At 62.0% G+C, this 24,121-nt stretch carries 23 protein-coding genes; 13 read left to right on the top strand and 10 right to left on the bottom strand.

The annotated features are described in order from the left end of the window. Window positions 1–11: 11 nt before the first annotated feature. On the bottom strand, window positions 12–953 hold the full coding sequence (locus M0D66_RS07815) for a LysR substrate-binding domain-containing protein (protein ID WP_093641219.1): 942 nt from the start codon (window positions 951–953) through the stop codon (window positions 12–14). Between the two features lie 135 nt (window positions 954–1,088). On the opposite strand from M0D66_RS07815, the gene M0D66_RS07810 reads away from it, so the two are divergent. The 6 genes from M0D66_RS07810 to M0D66_RS07785 all read left to right on the top strand — a co-directional run bounded on the left by M0D66_RS07810 (window position 1,089) and on the right by M0D66_RS07785 (window position 5,967). Then, window positions 1,089–2,171, top strand: a complete 1,083-nt coding sequence (locus M0D66_RS07810; protein ID WP_093641222.1) for a tartrate dehydrogenase — start codon at window positions 1,089–1,091, stop codon at window positions 2,169–2,171. 55 nt (window positions 2,172–2,226) lie between these two features. Continuing rightward, the gene (locus M0D66_RS07805; protein WP_266210488.1) at window positions 2,227–3,222 is read left to right on the top strand and encodes a succinylglutamate desuccinylase/aspartoacylase family protein; all 996 of its coding nucleotides are present in this window, start codon (window positions 2,227–2,229) and stop codon (window positions 3,220–3,222) included. 34 nt (window positions 3,223–3,256) lie between these two features. Next, complete coding sequence (locus M0D66_RS07800; protein WP_093641227.1) at window positions 3,257–3,601, top strand: cupin domain-containing protein; 345 nt, start codon at window positions 3,257–3,259, stop codon at window positions 3,599–3,601. A 306-nt stretch (window positions 3,602–3,907) separates the two neighbouring features. After that, window positions 3,908–4,048, top strand: a complete 141-nt coding sequence (locus M0D66_RS07795) for a hypothetical protein (RefSeq protein WP_266210487.1) — start codon at window positions 3,908–3,910, stop codon at window positions 4,046–4,048. A 94-nt stretch (window positions 4,049–4,142) separates the two neighbouring features. Next, a complete protein-coding gene (locus M0D66_RS07790; protein WP_211702554.1) occupies window positions 4,143–5,501 on the top strand; it encodes an MFS transporter in 1,359 nt (452 codons plus the stop codon). A gap of 136 nt (window positions 5,502–5,637) precedes the next feature. Further along, a complete protein-coding gene (locus tag M0D66_RS07785) occupies window positions 5,638–5,967 on the top strand; it encodes a hypothetical protein (RefSeq protein ID WP_266210486.1) in 330 nt (109 codons plus the stop codon). Between the two features lie 34 nt (window positions 5,968–6,001). Here M0D66_RS07785 and M0D66_RS07780 read toward each other — a convergent pair whose 3' ends face one another. The 6 genes from M0D66_RS07780 to M0D66_RS07755 all read right to left on the bottom strand — a co-directional run bounded on the left by M0D66_RS07780 (window position 6,002) and on the right by M0D66_RS07755 (window position 13,619). Beyond that, window positions 6,002–7,162, bottom strand: coding sequence for an arabinogalactan endo-1,4-beta-galactosidase (locus M0D66_RS07780; protein WP_093641236.1), 1,161 nt, complete (start codon window positions 7,160–7,162; stop codon window positions 6,002–6,004). Window positions 7,163–7,286: 124 nt separating this feature from the next. Beyond that, window positions 7,287–9,251 carry a beta-galactosidase gene (locus M0D66_RS07775; RefSeq protein ID WP_266210485.1) on the bottom strand — a complete coding sequence of 655 codons (1,965 nt, stop codon included), beginning with the start codon at window positions 9,249–9,251 and terminating at the stop codon, window positions 7,287–7,289. 37 nt (window positions 9,252–9,288) lie between these two features. Continuing rightward, window positions 9,289–10,140 carry a carbohydrate ABC transporter permease gene (locus M0D66_RS07770; RefSeq protein WP_266210484.1) on the bottom strand — a complete coding sequence of 284 codons (852 nt, stop codon included), beginning with the start codon at window positions 10,138–10,140 and terminating at the stop codon, window positions 9,289–9,291. Between the two features lie 19 nt (window positions 10,141–10,159). Beyond that, a complete protein-coding gene (locus tag M0D66_RS07765; RefSeq protein WP_093641242.1) occupies window positions 10,160–11,065 on the bottom strand; it encodes a carbohydrate ABC transporter permease in 906 nt (301 codons plus the stop codon). Between the two features lie 75 nt (window positions 11,066–11,140). Continuing rightward, window positions 11,141–12,394, bottom strand: a complete 1,254-nt coding sequence (locus tag M0D66_RS07760; RefSeq protein ID WP_093641246.1) for an ABC transporter substrate-binding protein — start codon at window positions 12,392–12,394, stop codon at window positions 11,141–11,143. An 85-nt stretch (window positions 12,395–12,479) separates the two neighbouring features. Then, a complete protein-coding gene (locus M0D66_RS07755) occupies window positions 12,480–13,619 on the bottom strand; it encodes an ABC transporter ATP-binding protein (RefSeq protein ID WP_266210483.1) in 1,140 nt (379 codons plus the stop codon). Window positions 13,620–13,824: 205 nt separating this feature from the next. On the opposite strand from M0D66_RS07755, the gene M0D66_RS07750 reads away from it, so the two are divergent. From M0D66_RS07750 to M0D66_RS07720, 7 genes are all read left to right on the top strand, one after another. Next, the gene (locus M0D66_RS07750) at window positions 13,825–14,841 is read left to right on the top strand and encodes a LacI family DNA-binding transcriptional regulator (RefSeq protein ID WP_200618448.1); all 1,017 of its coding nucleotides are present in this window, start codon (window positions 13,825–13,827) and stop codon (window positions 14,839–14,841) included. 264 nt (window positions 14,842–15,105) lie between these two features. After that, window positions 15,106–16,578, top strand: a complete 1,473-nt coding sequence (locus M0D66_RS07745; RefSeq protein ID WP_266210482.1) for an NAD-dependent succinate-semialdehyde dehydrogenase — start codon at window positions 15,106–15,108, stop codon at window positions 16,576–16,578. Between the two features lie 101 nt (window positions 16,579–16,679). Then, window positions 16,680–17,579, top strand: coding sequence for a LysR family transcriptional regulator (locus tag M0D66_RS07740; protein ID WP_200618450.1), 900 nt, complete (start codon window positions 16,680–16,682; stop codon window positions 17,577–17,579). A 253-nt stretch (window positions 17,580–17,832) separates the two neighbouring features. Continuing rightward, window positions 17,833–19,155 carry an MFS transporter gene (locus M0D66_RS07735; RefSeq protein WP_093641261.1) on the top strand — a complete coding sequence of 441 codons (1,323 nt, stop codon included), beginning with the start codon at window positions 17,833–17,835 and terminating at the stop codon, window positions 19,153–19,155. 79 nt (window positions 19,156–19,234) lie between these two features. Then, entirely contained in the window at window positions 19,235–20,275 is a 1,041-nt protein-coding gene (locus M0D66_RS07730) for an amidohydrolase family protein (RefSeq protein ID WP_266210481.1), read from the top strand. Beyond that, the gene (locus M0D66_RS07725) at window positions 20,272–20,952 is read left to right on the top strand and encodes an RraA family protein (RefSeq protein WP_093641266.1); all 681 of its coding nucleotides are present in this window, start codon (window positions 20,272–20,274) and stop codon (window positions 20,950–20,952) included. Before M0D66_RS07730 ends, M0D66_RS07725 begins: the two co-directional genes overlap by 4 nt. A 110-nt stretch (window positions 20,953–21,062) precedes the next feature. Then, window positions 21,063–21,461, top strand: coding sequence for a hypothetical protein (locus M0D66_RS07720; protein ID WP_266210480.1), 399 nt, complete (start codon window positions 21,063–21,065; stop codon window positions 21,459–21,461). 23 nt (window positions 21,462–21,484) lie between these two features. On the opposite strand, the gene M0D66_RS07715 is transcribed toward M0D66_RS07720, so the two are convergent. The 3 genes from M0D66_RS07715 to M0D66_RS07705 form a co-directional block, all read right to left on the bottom strand. Next, complete coding sequence (locus M0D66_RS07715) at window positions 21,485–22,339, bottom strand: AraC family transcriptional regulator (protein ID WP_200618454.1); 855 nt, start codon at window positions 22,337–22,339, stop codon at window positions 21,485–21,487. 23 nt (window positions 22,340–22,362) lie between these two features. Further along, window positions 22,363–23,076 (bottom strand): alanyl-tRNA editing protein, encoded by a 714-nt coding sequence (locus M0D66_RS07710; RefSeq protein ID WP_093641275.1) that lies wholly within the window; start codon window positions 23,074–23,076, stop codon window positions 22,363–22,365. Window positions 23,077–23,241: 165 nt separating this feature from the next. Beyond that, window positions 23,242–24,072 (bottom strand): hypothetical protein, encoded by an 831-nt coding sequence (locus M0D66_RS07705; RefSeq protein WP_266210479.1) that lies wholly within the window; start codon window positions 24,070–24,072, stop codon window positions 23,242–23,244. Between the last annotated feature and the right edge of the window lie 49 nt (window positions 24,073–24,121).

Raw genomic sequence — 24,121 nt, 5'->3', positions numbered from 1 at the left:
CGTTTTCGAACTCAGCTCGCCTTTTCCGCCGCCGTTGTATCCGGCGGCGGACTCCATTGCGCGAACTCCTCACTCAGAAAGTCGACGCATACCCGCACCTTCGCCGACTGAGCGAGCCGCGCCGGATACACCGCCCACAGATTCGCGGGTTGCGTGACGTCCGGTAACACCTGCTGCAACTGGCCGCTGTCGAGCAAGGGCCGCACATCCCACATCGAGCGCAGCACGATTCCGCGTCCGGCCAACGCCCATTGCACGGCCACCTCACCGTGATTGGTCGACAGCGGTCCCGTGACTTTGATCGATGCCGCCTCGCCGCGCACCGTCAAACGCCACAGACCGAATGGATGGTCGCGCTCCTTGATCGCAAGACACGCGTGCGTCGACAGGTCCGCGAGTTGACGCGGCGCGCCGTGGCGCGCGAGATATTCCGGCGACGCGCACAGTACCCGATGATTCGACGCGAGCCGTTTGGCGATCAGATGCGGCGCGATTTCGTCGCCGATCCGGATATCGAGGTCGAAGCCTTCGCCGCCCACGTCGACGAGACGGTCAAACAGGTCGAGCCGCACGCTCAGTTGCGGATACCGGTCGGAGAACCGGGCCAGCGCGGGGGCGACGAAACGGCGGCCAAAGCCGAAGCTGCTGGAGATGCGCAACTTGCCGCCGGGGATGCGGCGCGTGGTCGAGACGTCTTCCACCAGTTGGTCGACGTCGTCGAGAATCTTTTCGGCCCAGGTGTAGACCCGTTCACCGGCTTCTGTGATTGCGACGCGCCGCGTGGAACGGTGCAATAAACGCGTACCGAGCGTAGTCTCGAGCACATTGATGCGTTTGCTGACGTACGCCGCGGACACCGACAGCGCCTCCGCCGCCGCGCTGAAACTCGATTTGCGCGCCACTTCGCAAAACACGCGCAAATCGCCTAGATCGGGTGATGGGACGGCGTTCATAGGTCGCTCGGTGGCAGATTGTTTGTACACGATTCGTGCACAGTGGCTTAACTAAAGCGACTATTTTAAGCTCAAACAGCAGGAATAAAATAAGCGCTATCGAACCATCGAAATTCCCAACGGAGGAGCAGGAACATGTCGAAGACCTATCGGATTGCGGTCATTCCCGGCGACGGCATCGGCGTCGAAGTGATGCCGGAAGCCATTCGCGTGCTGGAGACGGTGAAAAAGCGCTTCGGCATCGAACTGGAGTATCAGCACATCGAATGGGCGAGCTGTGAGTACTACGCCAAGCACGGCAAGATGATGCCGGACGACTGGAAAACCCAACTGCAATCCGCCGACGCGATTCTGTTCGGCGCGGTCGGCTGGCCCGACACGGTGCCCGACCATATCTCGCTGTGGGGGTCGCTGCTGAAGTTCCGGCGCGAATTCGACCAGTACATCAACCTGCGCCCTGCCCGGCTCTTCGCCGGTGTGCCTTCGCCGCTGGCGGGCCGCAAGGCTGGCGACATCGATTTCTGGATCGTGCGTGAGAACACCGAGGGCGAATATTCGTCGGTGGGTGGCGTGATGTTCGAAGGTACCGAGCGTGAGTTCGTGCTGCAGGAATCCGTGTTCACACGGCACGGCAGCGAACGTGTGCTGAAGTTCGCGTTCGACCTCGCGCAACGGCGCGAACGCAAGAAGATCACCGTAGCGACGAAGAGCAACGGCATCGCGATCAGCATGCCGTGGTGGGACAAATGCGCGGCCGGCGTCGCGGCGCAGTACCCGGACGTGGCGTGGGACAAGCAGCACATCGACATTCTCTGCGCACGCTTCGTGCTGAACCCGGATCGTTTCGACGTGGTGGTCGCCACCAATCTGTTCGGCGACATCCTCTCCGATCTCGGTCCTGCCTGCACGGGCACAATCGGCCTTGCGCCGTCGGGCAATCTGAACCCGGACCGCAAGTTTCCGTCGCTGTTCGAACCGGTGCACGGTTCGGCGCCTGACATCGCCGGCAAGAACATCGCCAATCCGATTGCGATGATCTGGTCCGCCGCGATGATGCTCGACTTCCTCGGCAATCACGAAGGCAAGGAACGCGAGGCGCATGACGCGATTCTCGCGGCGATCGAAGCAACGCTGGTCGAAGGCCCGCATACGGGCGATCTCGGCGGCAAGGCGAACACCACCGAAGTCGGCCAGGCAATCGCGGCTAAACTCGCCTGAGCCTAACGATCTGTCGCGATCTGTCGATCCCAACCCTCTGCGAGGACACGTTCGAATGAGCATGGAAGCCTACCCCATCGAAGTCGAATTCCCCGATATTTCGGTTCACGAGCAATCGTCGTCCGGCGTCGCCTACGTTCATACGTTCGATTCCGGCGTGCCGGGACCGCACGTGATGATCAACGCGCTCACGCACGGCAATGAAGTGTGCGGGGCGATCGTCGTCGACGAACTGCTGCGGCGCGCGTTGAGGCCGCGTCGTGGAAGCCTCACGCTCGCCTTTGCGAACGTCGCTGCGTATCGGCGCTTCGACCCAGCCAAGCCCGACGCCGCCCGCTTCGTCGATCAGGACTTCAACCGCGTATGGACCGCCGCGGTGCTCGACGATACGTCGCGCACGTCGAGCGAATTGACCCGCGCACGCGAGATGCGCCCGGTGATCGACACGGTCGACGCACTCCTCGATCTGCATTCGATGCATGAGAAATGCAAGCCGCTGATCGTGGCGGGACCGCTGCAGAAAGGCATCGACCTTGCGGTGCGTCTCGGCACGCCCGCTACGGTGATCTGCGACGAGGGCCATCCCGAAGGCCGCCGCATGCGCGATTATGAAGGCTTCGGCACGACGGATAGCGCAAAGCACGCGTTGCTGATCGAATGCGGACAACACTGGGAACGAAGCGCGGTCGCCGTGGCCCGCGACACGACCGCGCGCTTCCTGCTGCTGGCGGGCGTGATCGATGAAGCCGATCTGCCGGACGGCTGGCTGGCGCCGCTGCCGCCCACCCAGCACATCGTCCGCGTCACGCAGCCGGTGGTCGCGACCAGCATGGATTTTCGTTTCGCTGCGCCCTACACCGGCCTGGAGATCTTTCCGGATGCCGGCACGGTCATCGGCTGGTCGAACGGCGAAGCAGTGGTCACGCCTTACGACAACTGCATGCTCGTGATGCCGTCGCTGCGGCAGTTGCGGCCTGGGGTCACCGTCGTGCGGCTGGGCAAGATCGAACAAACCGTGACGAACGCCGACGCAAACACAAGCGGCCGATGAATCGGCTCATGCACATTCAAAAGGTAACGTGAAAATGAAGGTTCAAAGCATCAAGCAAAGCGTGAATCTGCAGAATCTCGAGGACTGGGGCAAGGCGGGGCTGCCGGGCACGACGCCGATTCAGGTGTCCGGCGTGCAGCGCGTGATCAAGGGCAGCGAAGCCATCGACACCGGTATTTTCGAATGCACGGCGGGCACATACCGCCGCTCGGTCAAGCAGGCTGAGGTGATGCACTTCATCGCGGGACGCGGCCGCTTCACGCCCGATAACGAAGAGACCATCCATTTCGAAAGCGGCGACACGCTCTTTTTCGAAGCCAATACCGAAGGTCTTTGGGAAGTCGAGGAAACCATGCGGAAGGTCTACGTGATCTTCTGAGCACGACCCCGGGCGCCGCCCCCGGTGCTCGCCCCCACACCTGCTACGCCCCATCCCGGCGCACCCTGCGCCGCGGCATCCCCAGCCACTCCCACTGTCCTGTCGCGCTGCCTCATTCGATGAGGCAGCGGCGCCATAGTCGGGTAATCCCGCGTTGCCCCTCGTTGTCAAACTACTTACAGTTCGGCCTGTTCTTATAGAGAATCAGCGTTCTTTATACGAACAAATCAGCCGAATTTATTGACGCCCGGATCGCCTGTATCTTCTCGCAGGTCAAGGCAGGTCAACCTGTCCGAGTACTATGCATTGTCGAAGCGCATCGATCTGTATGCGCTACAGGCGTTCCGGCGCACCAACGGCAACGCGCCTGGCACGGCCGGTTCGGGCCTCATCATCACGGCCGGCGCGACCATCGGCGACGGCTTACCGAGCGCGCCACCGGCATAGGCATCGTGCACCGCGTCCAACCGGCGTACGATCGTAAAAGAAAGGAAGGCTCGTTACGGCGGGCCTTTACGTATTGTGCAGTCAGGAGACCAGCATGAGCCGCAGCAACGCTGTGAACGTTCAAACGTTTATCAACGACCACCCCTTCTCGCCGTTCCAGTGGCTCATCTTTTTCATGTGTTTCATCATCGTCCTGCTGGACGGTTTTGACACGGCCGCGATCGGCTTCATTGCCCCATCGCTGATTTCCGAATGGGGCATCACCAGGCCGGCACTCGCGCCAGTGTTGAGCGCGGCGCTGTTCGGTCTCGCGTGCGGCGCGCTCGTCTCAGGTCCGCTGTCCGACCGGCTTGGGCGACGCTCGATGCTGCTCGGCTCGGTGCTGCTGTTCGGTGTGACCTGCTTTGCTTCGGCGTTCTCGAACAGCATCGAACACCTGACGATATTGCGCTTCGTCACCGGCGTCGGCCTCGGCGCGGCCATGCCGAACGCCGTGACGATGATGGGCGAATACTGCCCCGATCGCCGCCGCGCGACCGTGATCAATCTGATGTTCTGCGGCTTTCCGCTCGGCGCGGCCTTCGGCGGCTTTCTCGCAGCGTGGATGATTCCGCACTTCGGCTGGCGCAGCGTGCTGGTGCTCGGCGGTATCACACCGCTGTTGCTGCTGATCGTGCTGGTGCTGAAGATGCCGGAATCGGTCCGCTACATGGTGGCCAACAGCAAGCCGGTCGAACGGATTCGTGCAGCGCTGGCGCGCATTTCGAGCGACGCCGCGCAGGCCGACAGCTTCGTCATGACCGAAACCGCGCCGCAAACCGGCGGCAAGGGCATGGGCGTGGTGCTCTCGCGCTCGTACATCATCGGCTCGGTGATGCTGTGGATCGCCTACTTCATGGGCCTCGTGATCTTCTACGCGTCGATCAACTGGATGCCGATTCTGCTGAAGGACGCCGGACTCACGCCGCAACGCGCGACGCTGATTTCCGCACTGTTCCCGCTCGGCGGCGTAGGCGCCGTGCTGTGCGGCGTGCTGATGGACCGTTTCAACGCGAACCGCATCATCGCGGCCTGCTATGCGCTGACCGCGGTGAGCGTGTATTTCATCGGCCAGGCGGTTGGCAATGTCGGCGCGCTGGTGTTTATCGTGTTCGTCGCGGGTGTGCTGATGAATACCGCGCAATCGTCGATGCCGGCGCTTGCCGCCGCGTTCTACCCGACACAAGGTCGCGGCACGGGCGTGGCGTGGATGCTGGGGATCGGCCGCTTCGGCGGGATCGCCGGCTCATTCCTCGTGGCTGAATTGACGCGCCGCCACTTCACCTTTGGCGGCATCTTCGCGATGGTTGCGGTGGCGGGTCTGATTTCGTGCGTGGCGTTGCTGATCAAGCAGGCGGCACGGCCGCATGTGGCGGCAGGGACCGGCGCGAAAGCGGAGTCGTTTGGGCATTGAAAAGGCGGGCGGTGCGAGTAAAAGGCACCGTCCGTCACTTCCCGATAAACTACGCCGTTATTGATTCGTGCGGGCATGGCAATGGTCAATACCATTGCCTTTGCACCGTCGCCCATCTAACGACAGGATTCAGTCAATGAAACGCGTAGTTGTATCGGCCGTGCTCGCACTGTGCCTCGCGCAGCCGGCCGTTGAAGCCGTTGCACAAACAGTCAGCGATCAATGTTTTGCGATCGGCGATATTGCCGGCCAGGTGGCCTCGTGGCGTGCCCACAAGAAGACGAAAGCGCAGGCACTTGATCAAGCGGCCAAGTACTACAAAGGTAAATCCGACCGGCAAGCAGTCTCCGCCATCGTCGAAAAGATCTACAGTCCGAACGCCCCTCACATGACGTCCGATCAGGCCAGCATGGCGTTCACTTCGGACTGTGCCAACCAGCAGAAATCGCAGGCACCCGCGCAGTAGTGCCTGCTATCCGCACTAGTGGTTAGCGCCAGGGCTAGCGCTTCCTGAACGCATCCAGCGACGTCAACGCGTTGCCGTGAAAATCGAACAGCGTGTTGTTGTCCCACTGATCGCCCGCGCCGACTTTCCATCCCACGTTCGGCGTCGGGATCCATTCCGGCTCCCACCAGAAGACGCCCTTGCCGTGGCCACCGGGTATCGCTTTCACGATATCCGTCACCGCGCCGATAAATTGCGCCTGACCGGCCGGCGTCTGGGGGAAGGTCGTGGAGCCGGTATTGGTCATCGAGTTGGGTTCCGAGTCGCCGTCGCTGGTGGTCCACGGATACGCGGTCTCGACGACCATCACGTCCTTGCCATAGCGCGTCGCCATATCGTTCGCGTTGTTCTGCAAGTCGCTTAGCGCGCCTTGCCACTGCGGGTAGTAGGACAAGCCGATTACATCGAACGTAACGCCGCGTTGCACCGCACTGTCGAACCACCAGCGGCTCGTTGCATTGTTGCCGCCGCTGTCGAGGTGCAGCATGACCTTGATCCGTTCATCGACCGATTTGACCGCATCGTGCCCGGCCTTCAGCAGTTGCGCGAGGTTGTCCCACTGATCGTACTTGCCGAGCGGCCACAGCATGCCGCCCGTGATTTCATTGCCGACCTGAACCCACTCCGGATGCACGCCATCGCGCTTGAGCATCGTAAGGACCTTCGACGTGTACTCGGACAGCAACGCGCAGGTTTGCTCGATATCCTTGCCGGCCCAGTCGTGTGGCGGATACTGCTTGCCCGGATCGGCCCACCAGTCGCTGTAGTGGAAATCGATCAGTATGCGCATGCCGAGCGCAGCGGCGCGGCGAGCCAGAACGCGAACATGTTCGGCATTGTTGTAACCGGCGGCGGGACTCTGGTCAGCCGGAAAAAAGTTCGGATTGCCAGGATCGTTCCACACTTTGATGCGGATCGAGTCGACACCGTGACTCTTCAGAATGAAGAGACAGTCGAGCGGCATACCGTGCTCGTAAAACTTCGCGCCGTTGGCCTCGAGTTCCAGCAGCGTCGACACGTCCGCACCCTTTGCAAACCCGCGGCCATGACCGAACACGCCAAGTTCGCCGGCAACGGCGGGCACGCCGACCGTTGCGCCGACACCAGCGGCAGCCCCAGCAGATGCGAGCCATCCGAGCATTTCTCTTCTGTTCATCTGTCATCCTCCATCGATTGAATGGCGGTTCTTCTAGAGGCCGCCTGTTCCGGGTTGAAGCGCTTAAATTTCTGCCTCCAATAACGCCTTCTTCTACCTTGATAAAACGTTCAGACGCGAGGGCCTACGTGTTCCTCCACGCGCAGACGTCGCCGGTTTTCAATTCCGAATGTCCCAGCACAAACGTCGCATTGGCTGGCGCAGGCGCTTGCACTGGCTCCGGCCCGAAGTTGAACGCGAAGGTCAGATCGCCGCGCCGGCGAATGCGCAAGCCATCAGCCAGGTGCTGCGTCTCGATGCCGGCATCTTTCGCGGCCCGCTGCAACACCTCGCGATGCAACGCGTGCGACAACCAACCCGCCACATAGCGAACCCTTCCGTGGGTGAGGATCGCGGGCCACGTGTCGTCGAATTGCGCGTCGACGGTTGTCTCGCCATTGGCGCGAACGTGCTCGCGCCAATGCAGTGCAACGCCCTGCGTGTCTCCGATCGAAAGCGCTGGCGTAAGCGTCGGACGCAGCGTTTCGACTTCGAGCACCTGCATCGGCAGAACGCGTTGCAACGCGCCGGGCGGCAAGCTCGAAGGAATGGCAAAGGTCGTGGTCTTCGAACCGCTCCTCGGACCGAATACCCATTGCGCCGAACTCTGCTCGATCTGGTCGACGAGCGTGTCGTTGATCACGGCAATACTCGGCACCACCACTAACCGGTACGGCGAAAGATCGGCTTTGCTCGACACGATATCGACATCGAGGCCGAGTTCACGCAGCGCCTCGTAGTAGTCGAACGCCAGCGTCTGGTAGTCGAAGGTTTTGCCATGACGCTGAATCTCGAACATCCACTGCGTCTCGTAGTCGAACACGATCGCCGTGGCCGCGCGCGTCGGCGCACCGAGTCCGGATAGCGCCGCGGACGAGGCAATTTCATGCGCCGCCTGCTGCACTTCGAGGCCGCCAGGCGACAGTTCGTTGTTCGGCAAGTTGAGACCCGAATGCATCTGTTCCTGCGCATACGGACACTGACGCCAGCGGAAATACGACACCAGTTCCGCACCATGCGCGAATGCTTCGTATGCCCACAGCCTGACCATGCCCTTCGCGGGCACCGGATTCCACGGCGCCCAGTTCACCGGCCCCGCCTGTTGCTCCATCACCCAGAAACGGCCGGCGCCGATCGCGCGGTAGCGGTCGTGATCGAACGCCGAGACGTCCGGATGCGCGGTACGTGCGTAACGCGCCTTCTGCTCTTCAGGCAGTGCGATCGATTCCGTGCGCGCGATCGGATAGCTATCCCACGCCGCCACGTCGAGCGCGTTGTCTTCGGCGAAGCGGTAATGATCGAAGGTCGTGAAGAAGCCCATGAAGTTATGCAGAAGATCCGCCTTGGGCGCATGCTGACGCAGCACGTCGATCTGCTCGCGATGGAAGCTGGCTACCTCATCCGACATGAAACGGCGGAAGTCGAGCAAATGGATCGGATTGGCGTCGGTGGGCGTGCGGTTCGGCAGGCCGATCGTATCGAACGACGGATACTCCATGCTCCAGAACACGTTGCCCCATGCATCGTTCAACGCCTCGACGCGCTCGTAGCGATGCTGCAACCACGTCTGAAAGCGCGCCAGCGCCGCGCCCGAATAGCTCGGCACAGTCTCGTGGCAGCCGAGTTCGTTATCGGTCTGCCACGCAACGATAGACGGGTGCCGTCCATAGCGCTCCGCCATCGCGGTGACAATGCGCACGCACTCACGCCGATAGGTTTCGCTGGAAATATCGTAGTGGCGACGCGAGCCGAAATTCCAGCGCACGCCGTCCGCACGTACCGGCAACACGTCCGGGTGCGCATCGATCAGCCATTTCGGCGGCGACGCGGTCGGTGTGCCTAGCACGAGTTTCAGCCCTTCGGCCGCGAGCGTCTCAACGGCTTCATCGAGCCAGTCCCAGGCGAATTCGCCGGCGCGCGGTTCCATCCGGCTCCACGCGAATTCGGCGATCCGCACATGCGTGATGCCGAGCTCGACCATACGTTTCGCATCGTCGGCCCACATCGAACGCGGCCATTGTTCGGGGTAGTAGCAAACACCAAGTTGCATGAGAAAGTCTCTTTGTTAAATGACGGCGAACGGGCGATCAGCCCTTGCTTGCGCCGAAAGTCAGGCCGGCGACGAAATGCTTCTGCATCAGGAAGAACATCAGCACGGAGGGCAAAGCAGCGAGTACCGAGCCGGCGGCAACCAGATTCCATGCCGTCGTCCACTGGCCTTTAAGCGCGGCGACGCCCACCGTGATCGGAGCAGCCTCATCGCCTTGTGTGAGGCACAGCGCCCAGAAGTAGTCGTTCCAGACAAACGTGAAGACGAGGATTCCCAACGCAGCGAGCGCGGGACGAATCAGCGGCAGCACGATGCGCCAGTAGATCGTCCATTCGCTCGCCCCTTCCACGCGCGCCGCCTCGATCATCTCGAACGGCAACTGCTTGATGAAGTTACGAAGGAACAGCGTGCAAAAGCCGGTCTGAAACGACACATGAAAAATCACCAGTGCCCATACGCTGTTGAAGAGGCCCACTTTCAGCGCCATGTCGCGAACCGGGATCATCAGAATCTGAATCGGCACGAAGTTGCCGGCTACGAAGGCGAACAGCACAGCGGTATTGCCCGGGAACCGGTAGGTCGCCAACGCGAAACCCGCCATCGAAGCGAGCACGATCGCGCCAATCACCGAGGGCACCGTAATTAGCACGCTATTGGCGAAGTAATGAAGCATCGGCGTTTGCGTGAGCGCCGTGCCGTAGTTTTCGATTAACGCAAAATGCTTGGGCCAGCCCCAGTAGGCGCCTTGCGACAACTCGTCCGACGAGCGGATCGACGTGACGAGCACGGCCAGCATCGGCAGCAGCCATATCAGCAGCGCAAGCGGCAGCGACGCTTTGTACAACGTGCGGTTGAGCGGTTTCCAGCGTTCGACGGGAAGGGGATACATGACGCGTAACTCCTGGAAATCAGTGTTCTTCGCGCAGCATGCGGCGCAGATGGAACACGATGTAGACGAGCATGATGGCGAACAGCACGACGGCAATCGCCGCGGAATAGCCTTCGCGGTAGTACTTGATCGCCTGGTCGTACATGTAATAGGCGAGCACGGTCGAACTATCGAAGGGACCGCCGCCACTCATCACCGCGATCAGGTCGAAGCTGCGCAGCGCGCCAATCACGGTCAGGACGACTGCCATGAATGTGGCTGGCCGCAGTTGCGGAAGGATCACGTGCCATAGCAGACGCACGCCTTTTGCGCCCTCCATGCGAGCCGCCTCGACCACTTCGGGATTGATACCTGTCAGCCCGGTGAGATACAGCACCATGCAGAACGGCGTTTGCGGCCACAGCGCGGCGAAGATAATGCCGAAGGTCACCGTGTGCGGATCGCCGAGCACAGGAATGCCATGACCAACGATCAGACGCAGCAAGCCGAAACCCGGATCGTAAAACCAGCTGAACACGAGCCCGACCACCACGCCGGATAGCACGAATGGCGCAAAAAACAGCGACTTCACGACCCGCATGCCACGGATATGCTGGTTCAGATACAACGCGAACAGCAGTCCGAGCGGCGGCGCCAGCAGGAATAGCGCGAGCCAGATCAGGTTGTTCTTGAGCGCCGTATAGAACGTGTCCGCATGAAACAGTTCGATGTAGTTATCGAAGCCCGCGAACGTCTTCGGCGTCATGCCGTCCCAGTTGTAAAAGCTGAGCGAAATACTGCTGATGATCGGGTAGACCACGCACAGGCAAAACAACACACAGCCCGGCAGCAGGAAGAAAAGCGCCGCGCGGTGCTGATGACGGCGCGTCGTGGAGACGTGCCGGTGCCGCGCCGCGGGTAGGCGGCGCGCTGCGGAATGAGACATGATCGGCCCTGGTCGAAAATCGAAGGAGATCGAAGGCGAGCGCCAGCGCTTGCTGCCTTGCTGGCGCTCCGGGGCTTACTTCTTGTAGATGCGCTTACGGGTCGCTTCGAGGCGGACCAGCACGGCGTCGAGTTGCGACGGATCGCTGTAGAACTGCTGCATCGCCTTCATGCCTTCGTCGGCCATTTCCTTCTGCATGTCGCGATCGTAGAACTGCGCAATGCCGCCCTTCGTGTTGGCAAGGGTCTGGAAACCGACCTTCGAAATCTCGTCTTCGGGTTCAGCGGATTGGCTGTTCGACGGCAACTGCCCCCAACCTTTCGCGAGATCTGCGTTGATCTGCGGCTGTTCCATGAAGGCCAGCAGTCTGCGGGCATCGGCCTTGTTCTTCGCCTTCGCCGGAACTAGCAGCACATTGACCGGGCCGTCTTCGGCCATCGGCACGTTCGCGTCGACCACCGGGAAGCGGAAGAAGCCGGTCTGCGGCCGGACCGAGGCGGGGATGCTCGCCGAGAAGAACGTGCCCATCAGCATCATCGAGGCCTTGCCGCTCACGAGAAACGGTGCGATCGAATCGAGGTCGTAGGAGAGCGCGTTGTCGATGAAGTAGTGATCGTCGATCAGCGTTTTCCACGCGGTGTAGACCTTTTTAACGCGCGCATCGGTGTAGGGAATTTCACCGGCCATCAACTGCTGATGGAATGCGTTGCCGTTGATGCGCAGGTCGAGATAGTCGAACCACGCGGCAAGCGTCCAGCTATCGCGCGCCGCAACGGCGATCGGAGCAACGCCGCTGGCCTTCAGCTTCTTGCAGGCGTCGAGAAATTCATCCCACGTTTTCGGTTCGCCCTTGATGCCGGCCTTCTCGAACAGATCCTTGCGATAGAAGAAGCCGTAGGCGTCGTAACCGAGCGGCGCGGCATACTGCTTGCCCTTATACGTTGATGCTTCCTTCACCGACGCATACTGTTGCGACCAGCCGTTTTTGCTCCAGTCCGACGACAGGTCTTCGAGCAGGCCGCGTTGCGCGTAATAGGCCATGCGCTCGCCGTCGTGCCACGACACGACATCTGGCGGATCGGTGGCGAGCCAGCCGCCCATCTGCACCTTGTACGCTTCCTCGGTGATGTAGGTCACCTTGAGGTCGACGTCGGGATTGGCTTTCTTGAACTTGTCGAACGCGTCCTGCCACGTCGAGCGCTGATTACCGCGCGCCGAGACGTTGACGGTCAGCGTGGCCGCGTCGGCCGCAGTGGCGCAGAGTGTGCCTGCAACCAGCGCGGCCGCAATCGACGCGTATGCCAGACGGCGAAGGCGAAGAGAAATCATCTTATGTCTCCTTGACTACCTTGTTGGCTGACAGCGGCTCGCTGCCAGACGATTACCCGCTCTTTGGCGGAATAGGGTTGTGTGATCAAGCGGCGACCCGCTCGGGCTCGAACGTGCTGCGTCGCAGTGCAACGCCGTCCGCATCGAACAGATGACATGCGGCAGGCGGAACGTGAATGCAGATGCGCTCGCCCGATCCAATCGGCGTATCGCCCGCGGCCTTGGCGATGAGCGTGCCGCCCGCGTGATCGGCGTGAATATAGCTGTGCTCGCCGAGTCGTTCCGATAGAACAGTGACGCATTGAATGGATTGCTCGTCGCCGGAGAGGTGCAGATGTTCCGGGCGCACGCCGAGCGTGACAGACTGCCCGCGCTGAAGACGTTGACCGTCCACGTGAGCGACCAGCCGTTCGCCGCTTTCCGTCAGCGTGACGGCTACCTTGCCCGCTTCGATCGAATCGACCACGGCATCGATGAAATTCATGCGCGGCGAACCGATGAAGCCCGCCACAAAGCGCGACTTCGGATGGTGATACAACTCGAGCGGTGCGCCGCTCTGCGCAATGCTGCCGAAGCGCTCGGCGTCCGCGCCTGCATGCAGCAGCACGATTCTGTCGGCAAGCGTCATCGCCTCGACCTGATCGTGGGTCACGTAGACCACGCTCGCGTTCGCGAAGCGTTGGTGCAGGCGGGCGATTTCGACACGCGTCTGGCCGCGCAATGCGGCGTCGAGATTCGACAGCGGTTCGTCGAACAGGAACACACCGGGTTCACGGACGATCGCGCGGCCGATCGCAACACGCTGCCGCTGCCCGCCCGAAAGCGCTTTCGGATAACGGTCAAGGAAGGCGTCCAGTTGCAGAATGCGCGCGGCCTCGCGCACCTTCCGGTCGATCACGTCCTTGGGCTGCTTCGCGAGTTTCAGGCCGAACGCCATGTTGTCGAACACGGTCATGTGCGGAAACAGCGCGTAGCTCTGGAACACCATCGCCACGCCGCGCCCGGCGGCGGGCACATCGTTCATGAGGCGGCCGCCGATGTGCAGTTCGCCTTCGCTCAGGTCTTCGAGACCGGCGATCATTCTCAGCAGGGTCGACTTGCCGCAACCCGAGGGTCCGAGAAACACGCAGAACTCATGCTGAGCTATCTCGAGATTTACACGCCGGACCACCGGCGGATGGTCACCGTAAGACTTTTGCACGTTCGTAAGACGAATCGTAGCCATGTTGTTGCCCTTTGGATTTAACCGCTTAAATTTCTAGGAAAAATAAACGGCCAGCTCTTGTGCAGCAGGCATTTAATCGCTTAAATTCGAGTCCGAGGGGAAAAGTCATGATGAGTGTCTCCGCTGTGTTTTCCAGCAACTTATCAACGTCGCCCGTTGCTTGCAACATTTGAATCGCGCTCCCTGAATATGGGATAAATAGTAAATGGTCACCCTTTCCGAAGTCGCAAAGCGCGCGCACGTCACCGCCGCCACCGTTTCCAATGTCCTGCGCAACCGCGAGAAGGTCCGCCCGGAGACGGCCGAACGCGTGTTGAAGGCCATCGCCGATCTCGGCTACCGGCCCAACCTGAACGCACGCGCGCTGGCGGAGGGCCGCTCGTCGACCTTGGCCCTGATGCTGTCGAACATCTCGAACCCGTTCTACCCCGAGTTCGTCTCGGCCGCCGAACGGGCGGCACGCAAAGCCGGGTACTTCCTGATGGTTTGCAATACTGACGACGATGCGGAGATCGGCCGCGCGTATCTGAACCAGATCGCTGGCACGCTCGCGGACGGCGTCCTCGTGATGAACACGGACATCGCGATCAACGACTTGTGCGCGTCGGCCACGCACAGCGCGCCGATCTTGCTGGCGATGTGGGAACACCCTGAGGCTCCGCCCGCGTTGCCCTGCATCGCCGTGGATTTTGCTCATGCGGGTGCGCTTGCCGCGAGGCATCTGCTCGAACTGGGTCACCGCGAGATCGGCCTTCTGATCGGCGATGGATGCGGCGGCTTGCAAGACGCGCGCTCCAACGGATTTCGCGCGGTGATGCGCGAGGCCGGAATCGAAACAGACGCTGCCGCGGTGCTGCAGATCCGCGACTCGATCGACGCTGGCTACGCCGCCTGCATGCAGTTGATGGCGAGCCGCCCTCACCTCACCGCGATTTTCGCGACCAACGATCTGCTGGCGATCGGCGCGGCCCAGGCATTGATCACGCTTGGCCGCGCCGTGCCGAACGATGTCTCGGTCATCGGCATTACGGACATTCAACTCGCACACCAGGTGCATCCTGCGTTGACGACGGTCGCGATCCAGACGGCGGCCGTCGCGGAGTTGTCGATCGAGAGTCTGATCCGGCTGATCCAGACGCCTGAACAACAACCGTCGATGGTGCTCGCGCCACCGCCGCAACTCGTCGTACGCGCTTCGACGGGGCCGCGGCGGGTGCGTTGAGGTGCGACCGCGCAACACGGCCGTCGCCAGCCGCCACCCCTCGCGGCCTGCCGCTTCACCGCACATTCAGCACAAAATGCTGTGGCGGCGTGAAAAAAAAGCGGCGCGCACCGTCAAAGGCCCGCTGGGATGATTTCATTGACTGCGGCGTACGCGTAGCATCAACGTGTTAGTCGCCCGCAATCTACCTTAAGTGCGCGGCCGCACCGCCGCATCGATGACTCGCCCTCGCCTCATCCTGGGCAACCCGAAGGAGCAACCCCGATGTCTCTCGCATTGACCCGCAAAGAACTGATTCGCCCACAGAACCTGATCGATGGCAAGTGGATCGACGCCGCCGACGCCGCGCGCTTTCCCGTCACCAACCCGGCCACCGGTGAATTGATCGTCGAAGTCGCGAACAGCGGTGCTGCGGACGCCCGCGCAGCCACCGACGCCGCGGCCCGCGCGTTCCCCGCGTGGCGCGACAAGCTGCCGCGCGAACGCGCGGAGATTCTGCGTCGCTGGCATGCGCTGATCGTCGCCAATACCGAAGACCTCGCCACGCTGATGTCGACGGAACAAGGCAAGCCGCTCGCGGAAAGCCGCGGCGAAGTCGCCTACGGCGCCTCGTACGTCGCGTGGTTCGCCGACGAGGCGACACGCATCTACGGCGATCTGATCCCGCAGCAACAGCGCGGCAAACGCATGAGCGCGGTGAAGGAACCGGTCGGCGTGGTCGCGGCGATCACGCCGTGGAATTTCCCGCTGGCGATGATTGCGCGCAAGATCGCCCCCGCACTCGCAGCCGGATGCACCGTCGTGGCCAAGCCCGCCGAAGACACACCGCTCACGGCACTCGCGCTGGCGGCGCTTGCCCAGGAAGCGGGCTTGCCGGACGGCGTGCTGAACATGCTGTCGGCTTCGCGTGACCAGGGCATTGCGGCGGTCGCTGACTGGCTCGCCGACGGACGCGTGCGCAAGATCACGTTCACGGGCTCGACGCCGGTCGGCAAGCATCTCGCCCGCGAATCGGCTGGCACGCTGAAGAAACTGTCGCTGGAATTGGGCGGCAATGCGCCCTTCATCGTATTCGACGACGCCGATCTCGACGCGGCGGTCACCGGCCTGATGGCCTCCAAGTTCCGCAATGGCGGTCAGACTTGCGTGTGCCCGAACCGGGTTTATGTGCAATCAGGTGTCTACGCGCGTTTCGCCGATCTGCTCGCGAAACGGGTCGCCGCGCTGAAGGTTGCGCCCGCAACCGATCCGGACGCGCAAATCGGCCCGATGATCAACGAACGCGCAATCGACAAGATTGCCCGGCACGTGGAAGATGCCGTCAAACACGGCGCAAAAGTGCTGACAGGCGGCAAGCGCCTGACCGAACTCGGCCCGAACTACTATGCGCCGACCGTGCTGACCGATGCACGGGACGACATGATCGTCTGTTGCGAAGAAACCTTCGGGCCGGTGGCGCCGCTGTTCCGTTTCGATGACGAAGCCGAAGCGATCCGCCTTTCCAATGACACGCCGTTCGGCCTCGCCGCCTACTTCTACACGCAGGACGTGCGACGTATCAATCGCGTCGCAGCCCAGCTCGAAGCGGGCGTGATCGGCATCAACGAAGGCGCCGTGTCGAGCGAAGCGGCGCCGTTCGGCGGGGTGAAAGAATCGGGCTATGGCCGCGAAGGCTCGAAGTACGGGCTCGACGATTACATGTCGATCAAGTACCTGTGCCAGGGCGGACTGGATTAAGAAGCCGCCGCGGCGCCAGAACCTCCTCCGGCACGCCGGCATTGCACCGTCCACCGCATAACCCGTTATCCTCTTCCTACTGAAGATCAGGAAACACGGATATGAATCTTAGGGCGTTGCAGTGCTTCGTGATTCTGGCGGAGGAGCTCAATTTCAGCCGCGCCGCCGAGCGCTTGCATATCGCGCAGCCCGCGCTGAGCCAGCAGATCCGTTCGCTTGAAGAGCGGCTCGGCACGCAGCTGGTCGATCGGGCAAGACGCCCGCTGAGTCTGACCGAAGCCGGTCACTACCTCTGCACGGAGGCGCGTCAGATTCTCGGTTCGTTGGAACAGGTATCTCTTACGGCGCAAGAAATCGGTGTCGGCCGGCGCGGCTGGCTCAGCATCGGCTTCACGCGCTCGGCGATGTACAGCATCCTGCCGCCCGCACTCAAGGCGTTTCACAACGCGTTCCCGCAGGTTGAACTCAAGCTCTTCGAATTGCTCACTGAGGAGCAAACCGATGCGTTGCGCGACATGCGCATTCACATCGGCATCGGGCGGCAGCCGCTCGCGATTGATGGCTGCACGTCCTATCCCTTGCTGCGCGAGCGCGTCATGGTCGCGCTCGAACCGGGTCATCCGCTGGCCGCACACAAGACCGTGCGAATTGCCGAGCTCGCCGATACGCCCTTGATTCTGTATCCGAAGCACCAGAACGCACAGTTCAAACGCTCGGTGCAAACGCTCTATCGCGATGCCGGCGTAACCCCGGTCGTCGCTCACCAGGCCTATGAAATTCAGACCGCGATTGCACTCGTAGCAGCGGGCCTGGGCGTGACGTTCATAGGCGAATCGGTTGCGCGCCATGGACGCACGGACGTCGTGTACCGGCACCTCAGCGGTCCCGGTTCATCATACCGATCGACGCTCGCAGCCACCTTTCGCACCGACGACGCCTCACCGCATCTACGCGCCTTCCTCGCCTGTCTCCCCGCGCCGCTTGCTGACGCCACACTATAAGTAAAAACCTATACAAGCATAAGCAAGCGGTCTTGGACTCTCCGTCCGGGCGTTCTTATCATGGGCCTCATGCTTCAGCCGCTGTCCGTTCATGAGCGCATCAGCATCAGCGCCTGCAGGCACGAACGGTAACCCCTGAAGCCCGGCCGTCAAATACGCGGCCAACGGGACACTGCCGGCGTTCGATCCGGCAGGCCGACCATAAGAACGCCGCCACGGCTCATGAAGCCGTCGCAGCAAGGTAGGAGACAGCATGACCTCATTCGACGAAGCCACCACCATGCGCAAAGTGTACGGGCGATTAATGCCCCTGCTCTTTGCGATGATGTTCTTCAACTATCTGGACCGGATCAATATCGGATTCGCCGCGCTGGACATGAACAAGCAGTTGGGCTTCAGTCCAGCGGTGTTCGGTTTCGCCGGCAGCATCTTCTTCGTCGGCTACATGTTGCTGGAAGTGCCGAGCAACCTGTTGCTGCATCGGGTCGGTGCACGCCGCTGGATCGCGCGCATTCTGCTGACGTGGGGCGCGGTTGCGGCAGCCACCGCCTTCGTCTTCAACGACTCGAGCTTCTATGTGCTGCGCTTTCTGCTGGGCGTGATGGAAGCGGGCTTTTTGCCGGGCGTGGCGGTTTATCTGACGAAATGGTTTCCGGTGCGCTACCGGGCACGCGCGGTGGGCGGCTACATCATCGCGGGTTCGTTTTCGGCGGTGCTGGGCGGTCCGATCTCGACAACCTTGATGACCTACGCGAACGGCATTCTCGGTTTGCAGGGATGGCAATGGATGTTCATCCTCGAAGGCATCCCGGCGATGGCGCTCGGTCTGCTGACGCTGCGCATCATGACCGAACGTCCGGCCGACGCAAAATGGCTCTCCGATGACGAAAAGCGCTGGCTGGAATCGACGCTCGCGGCCGAACGCGAAGCCGTTGGTGGCACCAAACATTTTCCGCTGCTGCGCGTGGCGAGCGACATCCGCGTATGGAGCCTCGCGTGTCTGTTCGGTTGCGCGCTGGTCGGCATTTATGGCCTCTTCCTATGGCTGCCGCAGATCGTTAAAAGCCTCGGCCATCTGAGCAATATCGAGGTCGGCTTTCTGTCCGCCGCGCCGCCGCTGCTTGGCGTGTTGGGCACGTTCCTGATCAGCCGCAGTTCCGATCGCACAGGCGACCGCAAGAAGCACCTCGCCTTCGTGTACGGCATGAGCGCATTGGCGATTGCCGGCAGTGCGTATGCGCCGAACCCTGTGATCGCCTACGCGCTGCTGTGCCTGACCGGTTTGTTCATCTATGCGGGCAACCCGCTGTTCTGGAGCCTCGCGTCCTCGTTCAGAACGGGCGCCGCGGGCGCCGCGACGATTGCGCTGATCAACACCATCGCGCAGTTCGGCGGCCTGGTCGGTCCCTGGAGCATCGGGCTGGTGCGCAACGCCACCGGCAACTTCAAACTGGCCTTGCTGACGATCGCAGCGTTTCTGGTGGTCGCGACGATCATCGCACTCGTGATGCGCGTCACGCCGTCTGAAGATGAAGCCGCCTCGCTCGCGACCGGCGACCCTGCCCCGCGCACCTGAGCGCCCTGACCGACGAAACAGCGAACGCTTAGCGCGGACAGATAAGCATTCACAACGACACTCACGGATTTTTCACACCATGATCATCGATTGCCACGGTCACTACACCACCTCGCCGCCGCAGCACGAGGCTTGGCGCGCGCAGCAGATCGCCGCGCTGAAAAACGGCGGCTCGCCGCCGCCACGGCCCCTCATTACCGATGACGAAATTCGCGAGAGCATCGAAACCGGCCAGATTCGCATCCAGCGCGAACGCGGCACCGACCTCACGATCTTTTCGCCACGCGCCGCCGGCATGGGGCACCACCTCGCCACGGCCGAAGCCAATGCAGTCTGGTCGAGCGAATCCAACGATCTCATCCATCGCGTAGTGTCGCTGTTTCCGCGCAACTTCGTCGGGGTGTGCCAGTTGCCGCAAGCGCCGGGCGTGGCGCCGGCCAATTGCATCGCCGAACTGCGGCGTTGCGTGGAAGAACTGGGGTTCATCGGCTGCAATCTGAATCCGGACCCGTCCGGCGGACATTGGTCGGGGCTGCCGATTACGGACCGCTCGTGGTATCCGCTCTATGAAGCGATGGTGGAACTCGACGTGCCGGCAATGATTCACGTGTCCTCGTCGTGCAATCCGAATTTTCATGCGACGGGTGCGCATTACATCAACGGTGACACCTCGGCTTTCATGCAGTTGCTGCAGGGCGATCTGTTCGCCGACTTCCCGACCTTGCGCTTCATCATTCCGCACGGCGGCGGCGCGGTGCCCTATCACTGGGGCCGCTATCGCGGACTCGCGCAGGACATGAAGCGGCCGCTGCTCAGCGAGTATCTGATGAAGAACGTGTTCTTCGATACCTGCGTGTATCACCAGCCCGGCGCCGAACTGCTCGCCAAAGTCATTCCGGTCGAGAACATCCTGTTCGCCTCGGAAACCATCGGCGCGGTTCAGGGTATCGATCCGGAAACCGGCCACTACTACGACGACACGCGGCGCTATATCGACGCCATCGAATGGCTCAGCGCCGCGGACCGTCAGCACATCTATGAAGACAACGCCCGCGCGGTGTACCCGCGGCTGTCCCATCAACTCGAGAAGCAATTCGCCACGCAAGGGGCAACGATATGACTGTCACTACGAATCCCATCGGCTGGCGCGAACACGAATCCGCGCCTCAGGCCAACCCGGCAACGCTCGACGCATTGCGTGAACTGGCGGTTTCTCTCCTCAGCGACAACATGGCGCGCGCGAGCGGCATGGTCGGCTTGCGGCCGTATCATCAGCCCAAACCGATGGCCGGCACCGCGGTTACGGTCCACACCCGCCCCGGCGACAACCTCGCGATCCATCGCGCGTTCGACTTTTGCCGGCCGGGCGACGTGCTCGTGATCGACGGCGCCGGCGAACTGACGCAAGCGCTAATGGGCGAGATCATGGCCAGCTTCGCGGAGAGTCTGGGCGTGCAGGGCCTCGTGATCGACGGTGCGATCCGCGATGTCGGCGCGCTACGTCAGCGCGATTTCCCGGTGTACGCGCGCGGCGTGACGCATCGTGGGCCTTACAAGAACGGTCCTGGTGAGATCAACGTGCCGGTCACGGTCGGCGGGATGGTGGTTCATCCTGGGGACATCATCGTTGGCGATGAAGACGGTTTGCTCGCGATCTCGCCGGCTGACGTGGAAGCGGTGATCGAAGGCGCACGGCGGCAGAATGCGAAAGAAACGGCGGCGTTGAAGTCGATCGCCAATGGCAGTTTCGACCGTTCCTGGGTCGTGCCGCATCGCGATCGGATGATGAACGGCTGACTTCCCGCACGACGCCAGAGCGTGCATGATGCTGACTGGTTCCTGCCGCGTAGCTTGAGTCGCGGCGAACCAGCTAACATCGTCCCAACCCTGCAGGAATCGTGTGCCTCATGGCGGAATATCTGAACGCTGCAATGCTTCTTGAACTCGCGCAACGTGCGGAAGAGCGCGCTGCCGCGCCTTGCATGTGTACAAAAACACCGCTGGACGGCTGGCACTCGCAACCGCTGTCTCTCGACGAAACGCAGTTCAAGGAAATCGGCACGCTTGCACCGGAGGACGATCCGGAACCGACGTTCAGCGAATACCTACCGGGCAAAACGACCTACTGGTCGGCCGAGGCCCCCATCGCACCACGTTACTTCCCGTACAACCGCTGTGCCGTCTGGCAGTGCACGTTGTGCGACCGTCTTTATCTGCGCTACACGGAAGGCGGTGGCTACTTCGTCGATCGCAGGATTCGCGCTGTACAGTCGGCGCTGATCGAGGACGTTCCGCTTCCCGAGTAACGTTAGAGATGCAACGCGCGGAGTTAATGCCCCGGCTTCAGCGCCGCATACGTCCCCGGCGTGATTCCATAGGCTCGCTTGAAAAGCCGGTTGAGATGGCTTTGATCGTAAAAGCCGACGGCCGCGGCAGCACTCGCCGCGCTATGTCCCGCCGCGAGCATGCGTTTGGCCGCGAGTAGCCGCACCTGCGTCGCATAGGCGTGCGGTGGCAGGCCAAACTCTTTGCAGAAGGCACGGGTGAGGTAATAGCGGCTCAACCCCACAAGCTCCGCCAATTCGTCGACCGGAATGTCGCGCGCATAGTTGGCAGCGACGTACTCCCGCACCTGCGCCATCTTGTGGGCCTCCCGCCGTGCTTCGCCGAGCTCGTGCCGCGATTGCCCGTAGCGCCCGACCAGCATCCCCATCGCCGCCCACCAATTCGCCTGCCGCTCCATCAGCGAGACCGAGCCGTGCTGGTCGAGACTCGCATGCGCCTTGACCAGCAGGCCGGCCAGATGCGCATCCTGATAGAGCCCCGGCGGGATCAGAAGCGGTTTGTCCGGACGCGAGTCGGGTGAAAACACAGCACCCAGCGCGCCCAGTCCTTCCATGTCGAGATAAATGGCGCGGTAATTCCATTCGCGGCCTTCCCACACCTCGCCGCTGTGATATTCGCCAGGTCCGAACACGAGCACGCTGCCGGGTCCGGCGACTTCGCTGCCGGTGCGCGTATGACACTGCCCCGCACCGGACTGCGTCATGACAATGACGAGTTCGTCGTGCAGATGCCGGTCGAATTTGTGCTCGCCGTAGCGGGCACTCGCGAGACAGGCGCCGTCGAGCGCGCCGTCTCGCCAGCACACCACTTCCGGCTCGCTTTTATCCGATGTGTCCATGGCTCGCTCTCCCGGGATGCCCTTCAAACCAGCTCTATTCTGACCCGGCGATTGCGGCGCCCCTTGTTTTCTATCTTCACGATGCGGATCGGTTTCGATTGCGCCGTGTTGGTCAGATGCGTGCCGCCGCAAGCCTGCCGGTCCAGGTCGCCGATTTCGACGATCCGCACCGTGCCGTCGGAGGTCGGCGGCGGCGCCACTGAAAGACTGCGGATCAGGCCCTGCGTCGATTTTGCCTCCGCTGCGCTGACGTAGTAGGTCCGAACGTCCATGGCGCTGCGGATCACCTCGTTGGCGGGCTCCTCGAGCAGGCGCAATGCGTCGTTATCCGCCTCGGGCAGATCGAAATCCATGCGGGCGGTGCCGTCGGCATTGATCTGCGCGCCGGTCACGAGTGCGCCGGCGAAGCGCTGATACACGAGGGCGTTGAGAATATGCGTGGCCGTATGAAGCTGGGCGACGGTGGAACGCCGGGCCGCGTCGACGGCCACGTGGACCTCGCCATTCAGTTCGAGCGGTTCGTCGAGCAGATGCCAGAGCATGCCGCCTTCCGGCGCGACGCCGGTAATGCGGACGGCACCGTGCGCGTGGGTCAGGGTTGCGGCGTCCGACACCTGACCGCCACCGCCCGGGTGCAAGGCCGTGCGGCCCAGCACGACGGCGCCGGGCCGCGAGGCGATCACGCTCGTCTCAAACTCGAGTAGGTCCGGCTGCTCATGGCAAAGATAGTGCGCCACCTTGAATTCCCCGCATGAAATGACTGATTACGCCTAGGATACTCAGTCTCATAGGAGGTCGTCTTGGTCAAAAATGCCCTGTGCGGTTGGGGCCGGACCGTGGCCGCCTGTCTTTTTTGCAAGTCAGGCGAAAGGCGGCCGGTGAGCCGCCACGTCCTTGGGCGATCAGACGGACAGCGTCTGCTGAAGGTTCAGATTGGGCGAATTGAGCGTCAAATCCGTGTTCAGGTTGGGCAAATTAAACGAATGGCCGCCGGAAACCGTCTGGTCGAGGCCGCCTTGCGCGGCCCACTGGAAGTTGCTCACGCCAGAAACACCGTCCGCACCGGACACGTCGTGCGTCTCGATCTGCTTATAGACGTCCGGGTTCTGCAGCATGTACGACGCTGCGGCGGACACGTCGGACGGCGTGCCGGCGGGCGGATTGTTGGCGAGCTTGTAGAGCTGATCGGGATCGAGCGACGAGATGCCGTTCTGGCTCATGTAGCTCGCCAGCGCGCCGGACGCGCTTTGCGCATCCATCATGGCGCCTTGGGTCGAGGTCGAATCGAGCGTATCAGTCGTGCTCGGCGACGGCTCGCTGTCGAGGCCGCCTTGCGCGGCCCACTCGAAGTTGCCCACGCCGGAAATACCGTCAGCACCTGACACGTCGTGCGTCTCGATCTGCTTATAGACGTCCGGATTTTGCAGCATGTACGACGCCGCGGCGGACACATCGGGCGGCGTGCCGGCAGGCGGATTGTTGGCCAGTTGATAAAGCTGATTCGGGTCGAGCGACTTGATGCCGTTCTGGTTCATGTAACTCGCGAGCGTGCCCGACGCGTTCTGCGCCATCGCGTTCTGTCCCACCGACGACGAACTTTGCTGCAACACCTGGTTGATCATCGCATCGACTTGCTGCTCCAGCTGCTGGATGGACTGATCTTCTGAAGAGAACGACGAGTCGAGGCTGGGTGTGGCAAAACTGGAGACGGCGTCGTTGGCGATAGCGGTCATGGGATCCTCTGCAAGGGAAGATAGACCGCCATCGGTCATGCGGATGTGA

Origin of the sequence: Paraburkholderia sp. SECH2, from assembly GCF_030464795.1 — a bacterium.
Classification (GTDB): domain Bacteria; phylum Pseudomonadota; class Gammaproteobacteria; order Burkholderiales; family Burkholderiaceae; genus Paraburkholderia; species Paraburkholderia aspalathi.
Note: the sequence above shows the minus strand (reverse complement) of the source record. Positions and strands in the feature narration are given on the sequence as shown.

Coding starts and splice junctions, on each gene's coding strand:
- M0D66_RS07735 (WP_093641261.1), top strand. CDS start 17,833: ATGACCTCATTCGACGAAGCCACCACCATGCGCAAAGTGTACGGGCGA.
- M0D66_RS07705 (WP_266210479.1), bottom strand. CDS start 24,072: ATGACCGCTATCGCCAACGACGCCGTCTCCAGTTTTGCCACACCCAGC.
- M0D66_RS07745 (WP_266210482.1), top strand. CDS start 15,106: ATGTCTCTCGCATTGACCCGCAAAGAACTGATTCGCCCACAGAACCTG.
- M0D66_RS07785 (WP_266210486.1), top strand. CDS start 5,638: ATGAAACGCGTAGTTGTATCGGCCGTGCTCGCACTGTGCCTCGCGCAG.
- M0D66_RS07725 (WP_093641266.1), top strand. CDS start 20,272: ATGACTGTCACTACGAATCCCATCGGCTGGCGCGAACACGAATCCGCG.
- M0D66_RS07715 (WP_200618454.1), bottom strand. CDS start 22,339: ATGGACACATCGGATAAAAGCGAGCCGGAAGTGGTGTGCTGGCGAGAC.
- M0D66_RS07750 (WP_200618448.1), top strand. CDS start 13,825: ATGGTCACCCTTTCCGAAGTCGCAAAGCGCGCGCACGTCACCGCCGCC.
- M0D66_RS07780 (WP_093641236.1), bottom strand. CDS start 7,162: ATGAACAGAAGAGAAATGCTCGGATGGCTCGCATCTGCTGGGGCTGCC.
- M0D66_RS07760 (WP_093641246.1), bottom strand. CDS start 12,394: ATGATTTCTCTTCGCCTTCGCCGTCTGGCATACGCGTCGATTGCGGCC.
- M0D66_RS07805 (WP_266210488.1), top strand. CDS start 2,227: ATGAGCATGGAAGCCTACCCCATCGAAGTCGAATTCCCCGATATTTCG.
- M0D66_RS07765 (WP_093641242.1), bottom strand. CDS start 11,065: ATGTCTCATTCCGCAGCGCGCCGCCTACCCGCGGCGCGGCACCGGCAC.
- M0D66_RS07775 (WP_266210485.1), bottom strand. CDS start 9,251: ATGCAACTTGGTGTTTGCTACTACCCCGAACAATGGCCGCGTTCGATG.
- M0D66_RS07800 (WP_093641227.1), top strand. CDS start 3,257: ATGAAGGTTCAAAGCATCAAGCAAAGCGTGAATCTGCAGAATCTCGAG.
- M0D66_RS07755 (WP_266210483.1), bottom strand. CDS start 13,619: ATGGCTACGATTCGTCTTACGAACGTGCAAAAGTCTTACGGTGACCAT.
- M0D66_RS07740 (WP_200618450.1), top strand. CDS start 16,680: ATGAATCTTAGGGCGTTGCAGTGCTTCGTGATTCTGGCGGAGGAGCTC.
- M0D66_RS07810 (WP_093641222.1), top strand. CDS start 1,089: ATGTCGAAGACCTATCGGATTGCGGTCATTCCCGGCGACGGCATCGGC.
- M0D66_RS07720 (WP_266210480.1), top strand. CDS start 21,063: ATGGCGGAATATCTGAACGCTGCAATGCTTCTTGAACTCGCGCAACGT.
- M0D66_RS07770 (WP_266210484.1), bottom strand. CDS start 10,140: ATGTATCCCCTTCCCGTCGAACGCTGGAAACCGCTCAACCGCACGTTG.
- M0D66_RS07730 (WP_266210481.1), top strand. CDS start 19,235: ATGATCATCGATTGCCACGGTCACTACACCACCTCGCCGCCGCAGCAC.
- M0D66_RS07790 (WP_211702554.1), top strand. CDS start 4,143: ATGAGCCGCAGCAACGCTGTGAACGTTCAAACGTTTATCAACGACCAC.
- M0D66_RS07815 (WP_093641219.1), bottom strand. CDS start 953: ATGAACGCCGTCCCATCACCCGATCTAGGCGATTTGCGCGTGTTTTGC.